Source organism: Pontibaca methylaminivorans, from assembly GCF_900156525.1.
Taxonomy (GTDB): domain Bacteria; phylum Pseudomonadota; class Alphaproteobacteria; order Rhodobacterales; family Rhodobacteraceae; genus Pontibaca; species Pontibaca methylaminivorans.
On record NZ_FTPS01000001.1, the window covers coordinates 1,025,449 to 1,041,492 of the forward strand.

The 16,044-nt window shown below is 66.5% G+C and carries 17 protein-coding genes; all 17 read right to left on the minus strand.

Features of this window, described 5'->3' with window-relative positions:
• Positions 1–29 precede the first annotated feature (29 nt).
• The 17 genes from B0B01_RS04995 to cyoE all read right to left on the minus strand — a co-directional run bounded on the left by B0B01_RS04995 (position 30) and on the right by cyoE (position 16,043).
• Positions 30–488: a c-type cytochrome gene (locus B0B01_RS04995; RefSeq protein ID WP_076648254.1), complete on the minus strand. Its 459-nt coding sequence runs from the start codon at positions 486–488 to the stop codon at positions 30–32.
• Positions 489–699: 211 nt separating this feature from the next.
• A complete protein-coding gene (locus tag B0B01_RS05000) occupies positions 700–1,707 on the minus strand; it encodes a type I glyceraldehyde-3-phosphate dehydrogenase (RefSeq protein ID WP_076648257.1) in 1,008 nt (335 codons plus the stop codon).
• A 118-nt stretch (positions 1,708–1,825) separates the two neighbouring features.
• The gene (gene ptsP / locus B0B01_RS05005) at positions 1,826–4,072 is read right to left on the minus strand and encodes a phosphoenolpyruvate--protein phosphotransferase (RefSeq protein ID WP_076648259.1); all 2,247 of its coding nucleotides are present in this window, start codon (positions 4,070–4,072) and stop codon (positions 1,826–1,828) included.
• Positions 4,073–4,113: 41 nt separating this feature from the next.
• Complete coding sequence (locus B0B01_RS05010) at positions 4,114–5,352, minus strand: aspartate kinase (protein ID WP_076648262.1); 1,239 nt, start codon at positions 5,350–5,352, stop codon at positions 4,114–4,116.
• Positions 5,353–5,436: 84 nt separating this feature from the next.
• Complete coding sequence (locus B0B01_RS05015; RefSeq protein ID WP_076648266.1) at positions 5,437–5,865, minus strand: DUF1178 family protein; 429 nt, start codon at positions 5,863–5,865, stop codon at positions 5,437–5,439.
• Positions 5,866–5,923: 58 nt separating this feature from the next.
• Complete coding sequence (locus B0B01_RS05020; protein WP_327082981.1) at positions 5,924–6,373, minus strand: NUDIX hydrolase; 450 nt, start codon at positions 6,371–6,373, stop codon at positions 5,924–5,926.
• Between the two features lie 110 nt (positions 6,374–6,483).
• Positions 6,484–7,242: an EcsC family protein gene (locus tag B0B01_RS05025; RefSeq protein ID WP_076648272.1), complete on the minus strand. Its 759-nt coding sequence runs from the start codon at positions 7,240–7,242 to the stop codon at positions 6,484–6,486.
• Positions 7,243–7,293: 51 nt separating this feature from the next.
• Positions 7,294–7,803 (minus strand): GNAT family N-acetyltransferase, encoded by a 510-nt coding sequence (locus B0B01_RS05030; protein ID WP_076648275.1) that lies wholly within the window; start codon positions 7,801–7,803, stop codon positions 7,294–7,296.
• A 71-nt stretch (positions 7,804–7,874) separates the two neighbouring features.
• Complete coding sequence (locus B0B01_RS05035; protein WP_076648277.1) at positions 7,875–9,287, minus strand: FAD-binding oxidoreductase; 1,413 nt, start codon at positions 9,285–9,287, stop codon at positions 7,875–7,877.
• 134 nt (positions 9,288–9,421) lie between these two features.
• Entirely contained in the window at positions 9,422–10,015 is a 594-nt protein-coding gene (locus tag B0B01_RS05040) for a GNAT family N-acetyltransferase (RefSeq protein ID WP_076648280.1), read from the minus strand.
• 10 nt (positions 10,016–10,025) lie between these two features.
• Positions 10,026–11,288, minus strand: a complete 1,263-nt coding sequence (locus tag B0B01_RS05045; RefSeq protein ID WP_076648283.1) for a M16 family metallopeptidase — start codon at positions 11,286–11,288, stop codon at positions 10,026–10,028.
• Positions 11,285–12,673 (minus strand): threonine synthase, encoded by a 1,389-nt coding sequence (thrC, locus tag B0B01_RS05050; RefSeq protein WP_076648286.1) that lies wholly within the window; start codon positions 12,671–12,673, stop codon positions 11,285–11,287. The genes B0B01_RS05045 and thrC overlap by 4 nt, the downstream gene beginning before the upstream one ends.
• Before the next feature lie 4 nt (positions 12,674–12,677).
• A complete protein-coding gene (locus B0B01_RS05055) occupies positions 12,678–13,373 on the minus strand; it encodes an SURF1 family protein (protein WP_076648289.1) in 696 nt (231 codons plus the stop codon).
• A 108-nt stretch (positions 13,374–13,481) separates the two neighbouring features.
• A complete protein-coding gene (locus B0B01_RS05060) occupies positions 13,482–14,297 on the minus strand; it encodes a cytochrome c oxidase subunit 3 (protein WP_076648292.1) in 816 nt (271 codons plus the stop codon).
• A 35-nt stretch (positions 14,298–14,332) separates the two neighbouring features.
• Complete coding sequence (locus tag B0B01_RS05065) at positions 14,333–14,896, minus strand: cytochrome c oxidase assembly protein (RefSeq protein WP_076648295.1); 564 nt, start codon at positions 14,894–14,896, stop codon at positions 14,333–14,335.
• Between the two features lie 2 nt (positions 14,897–14,898).
• Positions 14,899–15,093, minus strand: a complete 195-nt coding sequence (locus B0B01_RS05070; protein ID WP_076648297.1) for a hypothetical protein — start codon at positions 15,091–15,093, stop codon at positions 14,899–14,901.
• Positions 15,090–16,043, minus strand: coding sequence for a heme o synthase (cyoE, locus tag B0B01_RS05075; protein ID WP_076648300.1), 954 nt, complete (start codon positions 16,041–16,043; stop codon positions 15,090–15,092). Before cyoE ends, B0B01_RS05070 begins: the two co-directional genes overlap by 4 nt.
• Position 16,044 lies beyond the last annotated feature (1 nt).

Consider the following 16,044-nt stretch of genomic DNA (forward strand, 5'->3'; position numbering starts at 1 on the left):
CGGGGCGCGGTATCAGGTACCGGATAGGGTCACTCTTCCGAATCGGAATTGTCGTCTGCGCCGTCGGGCTCATCGCCCGAATGGTCCGCTTTCACGGCGGCGGGGTCGGAAAACTGTTCGAGGTAGGCGATCACGTCGTCACGGTCTTCTTCTTTCTTGAGCCCGGCAAAGGCCATCCTGTTCTTGGGGACATAGCCCTTCGGATCCGCAAGATATTCGTGCAGATGCTCGTCGTTCCAGACCATCCCCTCCTCGCCGGCTTCCGTCATGGCGGCGGAGTATTTGAAGCCCTCCACGGTGCCGGCGGTGCGGCCGATGATGTCGTTCAGAACCGGGCCAGTGGGGGTGCTCCGGGCATCGTCCCCGACCTGGTGACAGGCCTGGCATTTCTTGAAGACTTTCTCGCCCTTGTCCGCGTCGCCGGCGGCAAGAGCGGGCGTCGCCAGCGCAGCCAGCGCGACAACCCCGATGAAAGACCGTTTGAACATGGTTTCCTCCTCATTTTCGGTCCGGCACAACGCCGGACGAGCAACACCCGTCATCATATCCCGGCGAAGCTGGGGCCGGGATATGCATACACGTTATGGTCATGCAGAACACCTCTGACGGCGGGATATTTGGTTCAACAGCCGCCACTGTCCAGTGGTTTTCGCGTAACCGGCGGCAGGCGTGGCCATTTTACGCAGTCTGCCCGCCGGCTCAAGACCCATGGCCGACATCCGCCATCAGGCGCGCGACATCGAGCATGCGGCACGAGAAACCCCATTCGTTGTCATACCAGCCGAACACCCGCAGCAGCCCCCCGGCGGCCAGCGAGGTTTCGCGCCCGCACATGATGACCGACTCGGGCCGGGCGCGCAGATCGGTCGAGACGAGCGGCTCCGTCGTCCAGCCGAACACCGGGCTTTGCCGGGCTGCCTCGCGCAGCAGGTCGTTCGTCGCCTCGACACTGGCCGGCTCGCGCGTCCGGATGATGAGGTCCACCGCCGAAACGCTCGCGGTCGGCACCCGCACCGCATGGGCCGCGATACGCCCTTTCAGCGCGGGCAGGATCCGCCCCAGGAGCTTGTCGGCGCTGGTGGTGGTCGGCACCATGGACAGGGCCGCCGCGCGGCTGCGTTCGAGCGGCCCGCGCGGCTTGTCCACCGTCGGCTGGCTGCCGGTGTAGCAATGCACCGTGGTGATGTGACCGCTTTCGATCCCGAAGGCGTCGTCCAGCAGCCGCGCCAGCGGCGCCAGCGCATTGGTGGTGCAGGAGGCGTTCGAAACGATGCGCTGCCCGGCGAGTTCGCCCTCATTCGCCCCGAGCACGATGGTCCGGTCCGCCTCGGAGGACGGCCCCGAAACCAGCACCGACTGCGCCCCGGCAATCAGCCCCCGCTCGGCCACGGCACGCTTTCCGGCCATGCCGGTGCATTCGAGCACGACATCGACGCCGCCGAGGTCGAGCGCGGACAGATCCTCGACACCGTGGAAGGGAATCGCGCGGCCATCGACCACAAGCGCGCCCTCGCGCGTCTCGACCGTTCCGGGCCAGGGGCCATAGATGCTGTCGTAATGGAACAGATAGGCGCAGGTTTCGAGCGTCTCGATCTCGTTGATCAGCACCAGCTCGAAATCATCGCGCTTGAGAAGCAGGCGCAGGATGGTGCGCCCGATCCGTCCGAATCCGTTGATCGCCACCCGGGGTCTGATTGCCTGTGTCATGGGCCGCTCTCCTTGTTAGCTGCGCCTTCCTGCGCGCGCCGGGCGGGGCGATGCAACCGCAATCGGCACGACGCAACACCGCCGGCGGGCCGGCGCGGGCGCAGATTCGCGATCCGTTTCAATGCTGGGCGCGCAGATAATCCATGACCGCCGGGCGCACCGAGGTCTCGCCCGCGTCGCGCGCCGCCTCCATCACCGCCCGCAATTCGCCAAGGTCGGTGCGCAGCAGCAGGCTCTTGACCGGGCCGATCGAGGACGGGCGCATGGACAGGGCGCGGAAGCCGATGGCGGCAAGGCAGATCGCCTCGATCGGGCGGCCGGCATCCTCGCCGCAGAAGGACAACGGCGTATTGCTGCGCAGGCAGCGCCCCACGATCATCTCCAGGAAATCCAGATAGGCGACGCTCAGCGTGTCGTAGCGGCGGCGCACCCGCTCGTTCTCGCGGTCGGCGGCAAAGAAGAACTGCTTGAGATCATTGCCCCCGATCGAGAGGAATTCGACCTCCTGGAAGAAACGCTCGGGCGCCCAGGCCAGCGAGGGGGTTTCGAGCATGGCGCCGACCTCGACCGAGGCCGGCAGCGCGTGGCCGAGGCGGCGTTCGATGGCGAGGGTTTTCTCGACCTCGCCGCGCGCGTCGCGATATTCCTCGTACTGGCTGATGAAAGGGAACATGATCGCCAGCGGCCGCCCACGGGCACCACGGATCAGCGCCTGAAGCTGCATCCGCATGACGCCGCGCTTGTCGAGTCCGATGCGGATCGCGCGCCAGCCGAGCGCCGGGTTCGGCTCGTCGGCGGGCTTCATGTAGGCCAGCACCTTGTCCGAGCCGATGTCGAGCGTGCGGAACACCACCCGTCGGCCCAGCGCCGCGTCAAGCACATGGGAATAGGCGCGGGCAAGCTCGGTGCGGCGCGGCATCGTGTTGCGCGCAAGATACTGAAGCTCGGTGCGGAAAAGGCCGACCCCCTCGGCGCCCGAACTCTCGAGCGAGGGCAGATCCGCCATCAGCCCGGCGTTCATGGTCAGGGCAATCCGCGCCCCGCAGCGCGTGACCGCCGGCTTGTCGCGGATCGAGCGATAGCGTTCCTGCGCCTTGGCGTTCATCGCGATCTTGTCGCGAAGCGCATTGACCACGGTTTCCTCGGGCCGCAGATGCACGACCCCCTGGTCGCCATCAATCATGATCTGGTCGCCGTTAATCGCCTCGACGACGATGCCTTCGGCCCGCACGACGAGCGGAATGGCCAGCGCCCGGGCAACGATGGCCGCGTGACTGCCGACCGATCCTTCCTCGAGCACGATGCCCCGCAGCGACCGGCCATATTCCAGAAGCTCGGCCGGGCCGATATTGCGCGCCACGAGAATGGCATCCGCCGGGATCTCGGCATCGCTGTCGACTCGGCTCTGCCCCGTCAGCAGGCGCAGCAGCCGGTTCGAAAGGTCGTCAAGATCGCTCAGCCGCTCGCGCAGATAGGCGTCCTGCACCTGCCGCATGCGCGCGCGGGCCTCGGTCTGTTCCTTTTCGACCGCCCCTTCGGCGCTCAGCCCGGCGGCGATGTCGGCCTCCATCCGCCGCAGCCAGCCCTTGGAGTTCGCGAACATGCGATAGGCTTCGAGCACCTGGATCTGTTCCTGGTCGCCGCTGCGGTTGCGGGCCAGAAGCTGGTCGACGCTGACCCGCAGCTTGTCGACCGCCGCGTTCAGCCGTTCGATCTCGGCGGCCGGATCCTCGGCGATCAGATTGGTCACCACCACGCGGGGCTCATGCAGCCAGACATGGCCCTCGGCCGTGCCCTCCTGCCCCGAGAGGCCGCGAATCAGAACCGCCTGCTTGTGGCGCGCGGGCAGTCCCGTGCCATCGCCGACAAAGGCGCCAAGCTCGGTCATCTCGGCCAGGAGCATGGCCACGATTTCCAGCGCATAGACCTCGTCGGCGGTGAACTGCCGCGCCTCGCGCGACTGCACCACCAGCACCCCGAGCCGCTCGCCCACCCGCTGGATCGGGATGCCGAGAAAGGCGCGGAACGCTTCCTCGCCGGTTTCGGGAACATGCCGGAAACCCCAGACCGATTGCGCATCAAGGGTGTTGATCGGCTTGCCGCTGCGCGCGACCCGCCCCACGAGCCCCTCGCCGATGCGCAGCCGGGTGCGATGCACCGCCTCGCGGTCGAGCCCGACCGTGGCGCAGAGTTCGAGCGTCTCGTTGTCGCGGAACAGATAGATCGCGCAGACCTCGGCACCCATGCTGTCGGCAATCAGCGCCGTGATCTGGTCAAGCCGCGCCTGCCCGGCCACTTCATGCGCCATGACATCTCGCAGGCGCACAAGCAGCTTGCGACTTTCACTTTCAGTGCTTTGCGGCATGGCCCCCGATCGCGGTTCTTGCAGCGGCACCGGACCGGAGCTCAGGCAGCCTTGTCCAGTTCGAAGGCATCATGCAGCGCCTGAACCGCAAGTTCCATGTATTTCCGTTCGATCAGGACGGAAATCTTGATTTCCGACGTGGTGATCACCCGGATATTGATGCCCTCGTCCGCCAGCACCCGGAACATCTTGGCAGCCACCCCCGATTGGCTGCGCATGCCGATGCCGACCACCGAGACCTTGGCCACGTCACGGTCGAGCGCGAGTTCGCTGAAATTCACCGCGCCGCCGTCCCGCAGGGAAAGCATGGCCTTCTCGGCCCGTTCGACCTGGGCGATCGGGCAGGAAAAGGTCAGGTCGGTGCGGCCGTCGGCGCTGATGTTCTGCACGATCATGTCGACGTTCACGCCCGCTTCGGACAGCGCGTTGAAGATCGCCGCGGCCACGCCGGGGCGGTCGGCCACCGAAAGCAGCGTGACCTTGGCCTCGTCGCGCGAACAGGCGACACCGGCGACAACATTCGATTCCATGATTTCCTCCTCGTCGCAGACCAGTGTTCCGGCGCTGTCGCCCGGCTCGTCGAAACTGCTCAGCACCCGCAGCCGCACCTTGTTGCGCATGGCAAGCTCGACCGAGCGGGTCTGGAGCACCTTGGCCCCGAGGCTCGCAAGCTCCAGCATCTCCTCGAAGGCGATGCGTTCGAGCTTGCGCGCCTTCGACGTGATGCGCGGATCGGTGGTGTAAATCCCGTCGACATCGGTATAGATGTCGCAGCGTTCGGCCTCGAAACAGGCGGCGAAGGCGACGGCCGTGGTATCGCTGCCGCCGCGCCCCAGCGTCGTGATGCGCCCCTCGGCGCTCACCCCCTGGAAACCGGCGATCACCGCGACCTGCATGCCCTCGTCGAATTTCGCCATGAGGTTGTCGGTCGGAATGTCCTCGATCCGGGCGGCGGAGTGAACCCCGGAGGTGCGCACCGGCACCTGCCAGCCCTGCCAGCTTCGCGCGGGGACTCCCATCTCCTGCAGGGTGAGCGCGAGCAGCCCCGCGGTCACGTTCTCTCCCGAGGACACCACGGCGTCGTATTCGCGCGCGTCGAACATGGGCGAGATTTCCTCGACCCAGCCGACCAGCTCGTTGGTGCGCCCGGCCATGGCCGAGACGATCACGATCACCTTGTAACCCTTGGCGACCTCGACCCCGACCCGCTTGGCGGCCCGGCGGATCCGGTCGGGATCGGCGACCGAGGTGCCGCCGAATTTCATCACGAGTATGGGCACGCGGGCTTTGCTCCCTCAAGGCGGCATTCCGCCCCGCGTCATAAGCGAGCACCCCGCCAAGAGCAAGCGAGTCGCGCGCTGCGGTCAGTTCGCGTCGCGGTGGATACGGAACGGAAGCGGGGCGATCTCGACCCCGTCCTCGATCAACTGGCGGGCGTCATCGGGACGCGCCTCGCCATAGATGGCGCGCGAGGGGGCAGAGCCCTCGTGGATCGCGCGCGCCTCGGCGGCAAAGGACAGGCCGACGTAATCGGCGTTTTCCTCGACCCGGCGGCGAAGTTCCGCAAGCGCCTTTTCGCGCTCATTCGCAGGTTCGCTCAGCGGGCGCTCGATCTCCCGCGCGGCGGGTGCGGTGCTGACCCTTGGGGCCATGATCGCCTTCTCCACCGATCCGCCACCGCAGACGGCGCAGGAAATGCGCCCGCTCCGCGCCAGCCGTTCATAGGCCTCGGCAGACTGGAACCAGCTTTCGAACGCGTGGCCGTCGGAGCATTTCAGGGCATATCGGATCATGAAGGGTTCGCCTGTTCTGACTGTTCAGGATATTGCAAAGCACCCGGAGTTCAACGGCTCACGACAGGGCACCCGGATCGAACCCGCCGATGATCTGCGCCAGCGCCGCTTCCCTGACCCGCAAGGCGGCCTCCGGCAGAGAAAACCAGTCACGCCGGCGCTGGCCCTTTTCGGGGAAATCCTCCCGCAACTCGCCGACCCGCACCGGATAGACCATCACGAGGCAGGGCACCGCCGCCCCGTCCGCGACCTTCTTGGTATAGGAATAAAGCCCGAGGCATTCCTCTGCGGGCGTGCCGATCACGCCGGCTTCTTCCCAGGCCTCCTGCGCGGCAGAGGCGGCCGGCGTCATCCCGTCCATGGGCCAGCCCTTGGGCACGATCCAGCGCCCGGTGCCGCGCGTGGTGATGAGCAGGATCTCCGGCGCATCGCCCTGCAGCCGCCAGCAGAGCGCGGCGAACTGGCTGCGCACGTCGCTCTTGTGACAGGCATTCAGAGAAATGGGCAACTGCCGGATCATCGGATCATAACCCTTCGGGGCGTTTCGTGCCACAGACCGGTAAATATTCAATATATTCGGGAAACCGGGCCCGGGCAACGGTCCGGCCGCTTCGGCATCTATCTGAGCGCCGGGCGCATCCGCATTTCGAGCCGGGCGACAAGCTCGTCATGCGGGACGCCGGAGTTGATCGCAAGCTGGCGCAGGCCGAAATGCACATGCGCAACCTGCTGGTAATAATTCGTATAGACATAGTTGGACGTCGCCCCGGCGAGCGCCCCGAGCACCGGCACCGACTGCGCCGCGAGCTTCTGGCCAAGCACCGCGGCAAGGCGCGGCGCGACCGTGGCGATCATGCGCTGGATATTGCCGCCCGTGAGCGCAAGGCGCAACGACAGGAACCCCGTGTCCGCCCCGTCATCCATCGCAAGCGGGCCGGCCGCCGCAAAGACGCGCATGCAATCGAATTTCACGTCTTCGGCACCCGGGTCGAACCCGTATTCACAGGCCACGCCCTGAATCGCACGCAGCAGCACCGTGGTCGTGACAGGAAGCTCAACCAGCGCCGCCGGAAAGCCGCCAAAGCCGCCCGCCGCGCCGAAAGCGGTGGTCACGGCCGTATTCACCCAGGGCCGCTGATCGGGCAGCCGCTGCCGCGACCGGTCGGCCGTGTGCATGGCCAGCCGCAACGCCTGTTCGGTGGCGCGGTCGAGCTGCGCATGCACGCGCTCCGGCAGCCGCTCGAGAAGGCCCTCCGCCTTGGAGCCAAGCAGGTTCAGCAGTTGCAGGCCGATCCCCGAGGCACCCCGGTAACGCGCCGCCAGAAGGTCGAGTTCGGCCTCGATATCGACGGGCTCGACGGTGGTGATGTCGTTCATCTGCCTCTCCTCATGCGGCTCAAGGCAAGATTGGTCCGCCGGCCCGGAATTTCAATGACAAGATGAATCCCAGCGCTCGACCGGACCCGCGATCCCGTCCCAGCCACCCTTGGCAAGGGCAAGGCCAAGCACCCGTTCCGGGTTCGTCGGCGGCGGCATGAGCACCCCGTCGAGGCGCGTGAAACCGAAGCGGCTGTAATAGGGGGCATCGCCCACCAGCATGACCCGGGTCCAGCCAAGCCGGCGCGCCACGCCCAGCGCATGGCGGATCAGCGCCCCGCCAAGCCCCTCGCCCTGCCGGGTCGGATGCACCGCGACCGGACCGAGCAGCAGCACCGGGCGGCCCGCGACCCGCACCGGCCAGAAACGGATCGCCCCCGCCAGCACCCCGCCCGCGTCGCGCGCCACCAGCGAAAGCTCGGCCAGCGGCTCGATCCCGTCGCGCAGGCGATAGGAGGACAGCGCCTCGCGGCCCGGCGCAAAGCAGAGGTCGAACAGCGCTTCGACCTCCCACCAATCAGCGGCTGTTTCCGGCTGCAGCTCGACCACCTGCCCGCGCATCCCTGCATGTCACCAGACGCGCCTAGCACGGGTGCGCCGCCACGGCAAACCGCTGACCGGCAGGCGCCGCATCACCGCAACACCGCGCCCGGATTCATGATGCCCATGGGGTCGAGCGCCGCCTTGATCGCGCGCATGGCATCAAGGCGCACGGGGTCGCCATAACGCTCCAGCTCGCGCACCTTCAGCCGCCCGATCCCGTGTTCGGCGCTGATCGAGCCCCCCATCTCATGCACGAGATCATGCACCGCATGCATGATCTCTTCGCGCCTTGAATCGTATTCCGCCCGGACATGTCCTGGTGGCGGGAACACGTTGTAATGCAGGTTGCCGTCGCCGAGATGACCGAAGCAGTTGATCCGGTAGGCGCCCGGCCGCCCGATCCGCGCGGGTGCCGCGGCAATGAACCCGGCCACCGCCCCGAGCGGCAGGGAAATGTCATGGCTCGAGATCGAACCGATCCGCCGATTCGCTTCCGGGATCGCCTCGCGCAGCGCCCAGAGCCCGGCCCGCTGCGCCTCGCTCCGGGCGATCACCCCGTCGCTCACGAGCCCACGCGCCTGCGCGGCAGCGAACAGGTCCTCGAGCGCCAGTTGCGGATCATGCCCGGCGGCAAGTCCGAGATCAACGAGCACCGACCATTCCGGCGGCGGCGCGATCGGCTGGCGCAAGTCGGGGAGCGTCTCGGCCAGGAACGCGAGGCTCTGGCGATGGATCAGTTCAAACGCGCTCACCCCCTCGCCCAGCCGCTCCCGCGCGAGCCCGAGAAGGTCGAGCGCCGCTTCGGGCGAGGCCACCACCAGAAGCGCGGTGCCCTGCCCCGACGGGATCGGCGCAAGCTTCAGCGTCGCCGCGGTGATCACCCCGAGCGTGCCCTCGGCCCCGATCAGCAGGCCGCGCAGATCATAACCCGTGTTGTCCTTGCGCAACCGGCTGAGCCCGTTCCAGACCCGCCCGTCCGGCAACACCGCCTCGAGCCCGAGACAAAGATCACGCGCATTGCCGTAACGCAGCACATTCACCCCACCCGCATTGGTGGACAGGATCCCGCCGAGCCGCGCCGATCCGCCCGAGGCAAGCGACAGCGGAAACAGCCGCTGCGCCGCCGCGGCGGCCGCGCGCAGATCGTCAAGGATCACCCCTGCCTCGGCAATCAGCACGTTTTCGAGCGGACAGACCCGGCGGATCCGGTTCATGCGCTCAAGCGACAGGATCAGGGGCGCCGGCGCATCGGGCTTCACCTGGCCACCGACAAGCCCGGTGCCGCCGCCATAGGGCACGACCCCGACCCGCGCCTGCGCCGCCGCGGCAATGATCGCGGCGACCTCGCCGCTCTCGCGCGGGCGCGCGACCAGGCCGCCGCGGCCGTGAAACCGCCCGCGCGGCTCTTCCAGGATCGCCCCTTCGGCCGGGCGAAGATCGAGCCGGGGCAGCCGGGCCCGTAAAGCGTCGGCAAAATCCCGGTCGGCATCCCTCAGTGTCATGTCGGCTCCTTTCCGCCCCCGGTCCTTCTTCTGGCCAAAAATATCCCCAGGGGGAATCGCCGCAAGGCGATCGGGGGCGGGACGCCCCCGGGCAAGGAGTCATCCGACGGCCATCGCCTGCGTTGCCGGGCCGGTCACCGCTCCTGCCCGCTCGTGGTCCGGCCGCGGCGGTCGTGGCGCAGCGCCGCGTAAAGCACGTGATTGCGCCAGCGCCCGGCGATCTGAAGATAGGCCTGCGCGACGCCCTCGTATTTGAACCCCGTGCTTTCCAGCAACCCGCGCGAGGCCACATTCTCGGGCAGGCAGGCGGCCTCGATACGGCTCAGGTCCAGCCGCTCGAACGCATGATGAACCAGCGCATTGATCGCCTCGCGCATGAATCCCTGCCGGGCATGGGTCTGGCCGGTCCAGTAGCCAAGCGTTCCCGCCTGCGCCGGGCCGCGGCGGATATTGTCGAGCGTGATCGCACCGATCAGCACGTCATCCTCGCGGCGCAGCAGGAAAAGCGGCACCGCCGTGCCGTTGCTGATCGACCGATGCGCCCAGTAGACCCGGTTGGCAAAGGCCTTGCGGTGCAGGTGATCGTCCGACCACGCCGGTTCCCAGGGCACGAGGAAATCGCGGCTCTGTTCGCGCAGCGCGCTCCAGGGGCGGAAATCCGAATGGACCGGCGGGCGCAGCGTCAGCCGTTCGGTCTCGATCCGGAACCTGCGGCGCCCGAGGATCATCGCACCGCCATCAGGCCGCCCGCCGCCGCTGCAAGGCGGCGAAATCCGGCGCGCCCGACACGGGCCCGTAAAGGGCAAGCGCCGCCGGGGCCTCGGCAGCGAGGCGGGCGGCGAATTCGCGCACGTCGCCCGTGGTCACCGCGTCGATCCGCGCGATGATGTCCTCAAGCGGCTGCACCTCGCCCCAGATCTGCACGAGCCGCGCCAGCCGTTCGGCGCGGTTGCTCGGGCTCTCGAGCCCCATGAGCAGCCCGGCCTTCATCTGCGCCCGCGCCCGCGCGACTTCCTCGGGGGAAATATCATCCGCCGCGCGTTTCATCTCGTCGATGGTCACATCCACGAGTTCCGAAATTCCCTCGGCGCTGCTGCCGGCATAGATCGTCGTGGCGCCCGTGTCGTCATAGGATCCGGCTTGGGCAAAGATCGTATAGCAGAGCCCGCGGCGCTCGCGGATCTCCTGGAACAGCCGGCTCGACATGCCCCCGCCGAGCACGCAGGCATGGATCTGCGCCGTATAGACCGATTCATCGCGATAACCCGGCCCCTCGAGCGCCAGCGCGAAATGCGCCTGTTCCAGCGCCTTCTCGCGCCGGATCTCGCCGCCGGTGAACCGCGCCGGCAGCATGATACCGCGCGGGCGCGGGGCCATGTGGCCGAATATCTCCTCGGCGGCGCGCACCAGCGCATCGTGATCGACCGCACCCGCCGCCGACAGGATAAGTTCACCCGGTCCGTAATGTTCGGCCACGAATTCCAGCAGATCCTCACGCCCGAACCCGGCAACCCGCGCCGGCGGGCCGAGAATGGGGCGCCCGAGCGGCTGGTCGCCGTAGCTCTGCTCCTGCAGCCAGTCGAAGATGACATCGTCGGGCGTGTCGGCGCTCTGGCCGATTTCCTGCAGGATCACGCCGCGCTCCACCTCGATGTCACTGGGCGTAAAAACCGGGTTGAGGATGATGTCGCCCAGCACGTCGAGCGCGAGCGGCACGTCTTCCTCCAGCACGCGGGCATAATAGGCGGTGGTCTCGCGGCTGGTATAGGCGTTGATATAGCCGCCCACATCCTCGATTAGTTCGGCGATCTGCAGGGCGCTGCGCTTTTCCGTGCCCTTGAAGGCCATGTGCTCCAGGAAATGGGCGACCCCGTTCTGTTCGGGGCGCTCGTGGCGCCCGCCGGCGGCGATCCAGATGCCGATGGCCGCCGAGCGCAGACCCGGCATCGGTTCGGACACGACCCGGAAGCCGTTCGCAAGTTCGGTGACCTCCACACTCACCTCTGCACATGCTCCCTGATATGGGCCTTGAGCGCCCCGAGATCGTTGCCGATCCGGGTGACCCGCTCGGGCCGCTCGAAAAGATCCTGCATATGTGCGGGCAGCGGCGGGCGGATACCGCTTGCCTGCTCGACCGCATCGGGAAACTTGGCCGGATGCGCGGTGGCAAGGGTGATCATCGGCACATCGGGATCGCGCAGTTCCTCGGCGACCTTCACCCCGACCGCGGAATGAGGGCAAAGCAGTTCGCCGCTTTCCTCGCGCACACGCCGGATCGTGGCGAGGGTCTCCTGCTCGCTCGCGCGGCCCGAATCGAACTGCTCGCGCAGATATTCGAGCGCCCCCTGGCTGACGTCGAAACCACCCAGCGAAAGCTCTTCCATGAGCTGCGCCACCGCTTTTCCGTCGCGGCCATAGGCATCGAACAGCGCCCGCTCGAAGTTCGAGCTTACCTGAATATCCATCGAGGGGCTGATCGAGGGCACGACCTGCCCCTTGTGATAGCCCTGCCCCGAAAGGCAGCGATGCAGGATGTCGTTCTGGTTCGTCGCCGCCACCAGCCGGTCGATCGGGAGCCCCATGCACCGCGCCACGTGGCCGGCAAAGATGTCGCCGAAATTCCCCGTCGGCACGGTGAAGGACACCGGGCGATGCGGCGCACCAAGCGAGAGCGCGGAAGAGAAATAATAGACCACCTGCGCCAGCACCCGCGCCCAGTTGATGCTGTTCACCCCGGCAAGGCGCACCTCGTCGCGGAAGGCGAAATCGTTGAACATGGCCTTGAGCGCGCCCTGGCAGTCGTCGAAATCGCCATCGACGGCGAGGGCGTGCACATTGGCCTCGGCGGGCGTGGTCATCTGGCGGCGCTGCACCTCGGAGACGCGCCCGTGCGGAAAGAGGATGAACACATCCACGTTGTCGAGCCCGCGGAACGCCTCGATCGCCGCCGAACCGGTGTCGCCGCTGGTGGCGCCGACAATGGTGACGCGTTCGCCGCGCCGCGCCAGCACCGCCTGGAAAAGCTGGCCGATCAGCTGCATGGCGAAATCCTTGAACGCCAGCGTCGGCCCGTGAAAGAGTTCGAGCAGGAAATGATTTGTATCAAGCTGCACCAGCGGCGCCCGGGCCACATGATCGAAACCGCTGTAGGCGCGGGCAATGAGGTCGGTGAGTTCGGATTCGCCAAAGCTGTCGCCGATGAACGGCGTCATGACCCGCAGCGCCAGATCCTCGTAGGACAGCCCGCCAAGGGCCGCGATTTCGGCAGACGTTAGCTGTGGGATCGCGGCCGGGACGTAAAGCCCGCCATCCCGGGCCAGCCCGGTCAGCATGGTGTCGTCAAAGGGGAGTTCCGGCGCGGCGCCGCGTGTCGAGATATATCTCATCGCCTCAACCTGTCTTGCGGGCGCGGCTGCGCCACAGAAGAAGAATGCTCATTCCGGCCCAGATCGCTGCCAGCGAAAACCAGGTGACGGCATATTGCAGATGATCGTTCGGAATGCCATGCGCATCCACCGGCAATGGCCGGATTCCGGGATCGGTCGCGCTGCGGGCCACCAGCAGAACCGGCTCGGTATCAAGCGCGCTGGCCATCGCCGGCACGTCCCGCGCATACCAGATATTGGCGTCGATCTCGGCCTCGGGCGTGAAGCTGTCGGTCTCCTGGGGCCAGTGCAGGTTGCCGGTGACGGTTGCCGGGCCCGGTTGGCGCGGCTGGTCCCTGTTTTCGCTGCGCACGAATCCGCGGTCGATCAGGATGCGCCGGCCGCCGCGGGCCGCATCATCGGTCGCGGCATCGACCAGAAAGGGCGCGATGATCCGATAACCCGCGCCGGCATCCCGGGTCGAGACCAGCACGTGAATCTCGCCCGCCTCGATGGTGCCGGACAGCCTGACCGGCAGATACCTGTCGCGCTCCGGGTCGGGATCGGCCGGCAAGGCGGCGGGCGGCGCGGCGATCCGGCTTTCGATCTCGGCCAGGATCTCCTGTTTCCAGGCCAGCCGCCGGACCTGCCAGACCCCGAGCCCGGCCAGCAACGCGGTGCCGACGGTGCCGAAAATGATGAGGATAAGGATGCGCCGCATGGATCAGCCGGATTCCCCGCGGAAATTCATGAAAAAGGCGCGCGGCAATCCGCGCGCCTGTTCTCGTGTTACGTCCCGGACGCGGTTTTTCAACCGGAATCGTCCGGGTCAGGTCAGCATGGCCGACGCCCAGATGTAGATCGAGAAGAACAGGAACAGCCAGACCACATCGACGAAATGCCAGTACCAGGCCGCGGCCTCGAGCCCGATATGGCGCTCCGGCGTGAAATCGCCCTTGATCGCGCGCACCAGGCAGACCGCAAGGAAAATCGTGCCGACGATCACGTGAAAGCCGTGGAAACCGGTGATCATGAAGAAGTTCGAGAAATACTCGCCCCCGCCGAAGGTCCAGCCGTGATGCAGCAGAAGCTCGCCGTATTCATAGGCTTGCAGCCCGGTGAAGGCGATCCCGAGCACGATCGCGATCGCCAGCCCGGTGATCAGCCCGCGCCGGTCGTTTTCATGCGCAAGCGCGTGGTGCGCCCAGGTCACGGCACAGCCCGACAGCAGCAGCACCAGCGTGTTGATCAGCGGCAGGTGAAAGGCATCGACGGCAAAGATCTCGGGCTGTTCGTATTCGGTGCCCGGATAGGTCCACATCGGGTAAAGCGCATGTTTGAAGAACGACCAGAACCAGGCCGCGAAGAACATGACCTCCGACGCGATGAAGAGAATCATCCCGTAGCGCAGGCCGATGCGCACGACCGGCGTGTGATCGTTGGTGCGGCTTTCGCGCACCACGTCGGCCCACCAGCCATACATCGTGTAAAGCACGCCGACCACGCCCGCCCAGAACACCCAGGGTGTTATCGAGTGCATGTAGAGCACACCGCCGAGCAGCATGACAAAGCCGGTGACCGCGCCGAGAAACGGCCAGATCGACGGCGGCAGGATGTGGTAGTCGTGGGTTTTCGCGTGTGCCATGTTCAGTTGTCCCTCACCTTTCGGCGCATCTTATTTCAAAGCGATCCCTTGTCGTCCTGCACCGCGGCGTAATCGTCGGGCAGGTCGATTTCGTAGAATGTATAGGAAAGAGTGATCTTGTGAACGTATTTTCCCTTGCGGTCGGTGACGATCTCCGGGTCGACGTAGAATGTCACCGGCATCTCCACCCGCTCTCCCGGCTGGAGAACCTGTTCGGTGAAGCAGAAACATTCGATCTTGTTGAAGAATCCGCCGGCCTCGTAGGGAAAGACGTTATAGCTGGCCTGCCCCGCGACGGGATGATCGGTCGGGTTGTAGGCCTCGTAGAAGGCAAGCCCCGTCTCGCCGATCTTCAACTCCATCTCGCGCTGCATGGGGCGGAAGGTCCAGGGCATGTTGCGGTCAAGCGATCCGTCGAAGCGGACCTTGATGGTCTGATCCAGCACCTCTTCCGACCCCGCCTCGACCTTGGCGGTGGTTCCGGCAAATCCCGTGGTGCGGCAGAACCAGTCGTAGAAGGGAATGGCCACCCAGGCCATGGCCGCCATGAAGACGACAGCGCCGACAAGCATGAGCGCGGTCTTTTTTGGTCCCTGCATGGTTACTCCGTCACCTGTTCTTCTGCCGGCACGTCCGCCGAAATATCCGCCGGCGCCTCGTCGAAACCGCCGGTTGCGATCTTGACCACCGTCATGCCGAAGATGATCACGATAAAGGCGGCCAGCACCAGCCCCAGCCCCATATTGCGGCCGCGCCGGCGGCGATGCAACTCGTGCGTGACTTTCGGAAGGCTCATCCCCAGCCCCCCAGCCCCCAGTGCGCGAGCAGGGCCTCGGCGAGAATCGCCCCGAAATGAAGGAACAGATAAAGGAGCGACAGGCGGAAGAATCCCCGTTCGACCGCGAAGTTGTCGCCTTCGGACATGGTCTCGTCGCGGCGCCAGATGCGGAATGCCCCGCGCAGGAAGGCAAGGTTCAGCACCAGCGCAAGCGCCATGTAGACCGGCCCGCCGATCGCCGTGAACCCGGCGGCAATGGAGAGCGCGGCCAGCAGCACCGTATAGATCAGGATATGCCGCCGGGTGGCCCGGCGCCCGTGGGTCACGGTCAGCATCGGCACCCCGGCATCGTCGTAGTCGTTGCGCATGAACAGCGCGAGCGCCCAGAAATGCGGCGGTGTCCACATGAAGATGATCGCGAACATGAGCCAGGGCTCGACCGCCATGGTGCCGGTCGCCGCCAGCCAGCCGATCACCGGCGGAAAAGCCCCCGCAGCGCCGCCGATCACGATGTTCTGGGGCGTGATGCGCTTGAGCCAGATCGTGTAGATCACGACATAGAAGAAGATGGTGAAGGCGAGCATCGCCCCGGCCAGAAGGTTCGTCGCAAGACTCAGCATCAGGACCGAGATGCCGGCCAGTGCGAAGCCGAGCGCGCGCGTGTCCTCCTCGCTGATCTTGCCGGCGGGAATGGGGCGCTTGCGGGTGCGGCGCATGAGGCGGTCGATATCCGCATCCCACCACATGTTGAGCGCCCCCGAGGCGCCGCCGCCAAGGGCAATGAACAGGATCGCGCAGAAGCCGATCACCGGGTGCACCGGGACGGGTGCGGCCAGCATGCCGACCAGCGCCGTGAACACCACCAGCGACATGACGCGGGGCTTCAGCAGTTCAAGGAAATCCCCGAACTGCGCCTCGCCCTCCTGGGGGCGGGCATCGACGCCCGAATCATAGCCGATGTCGCTCATC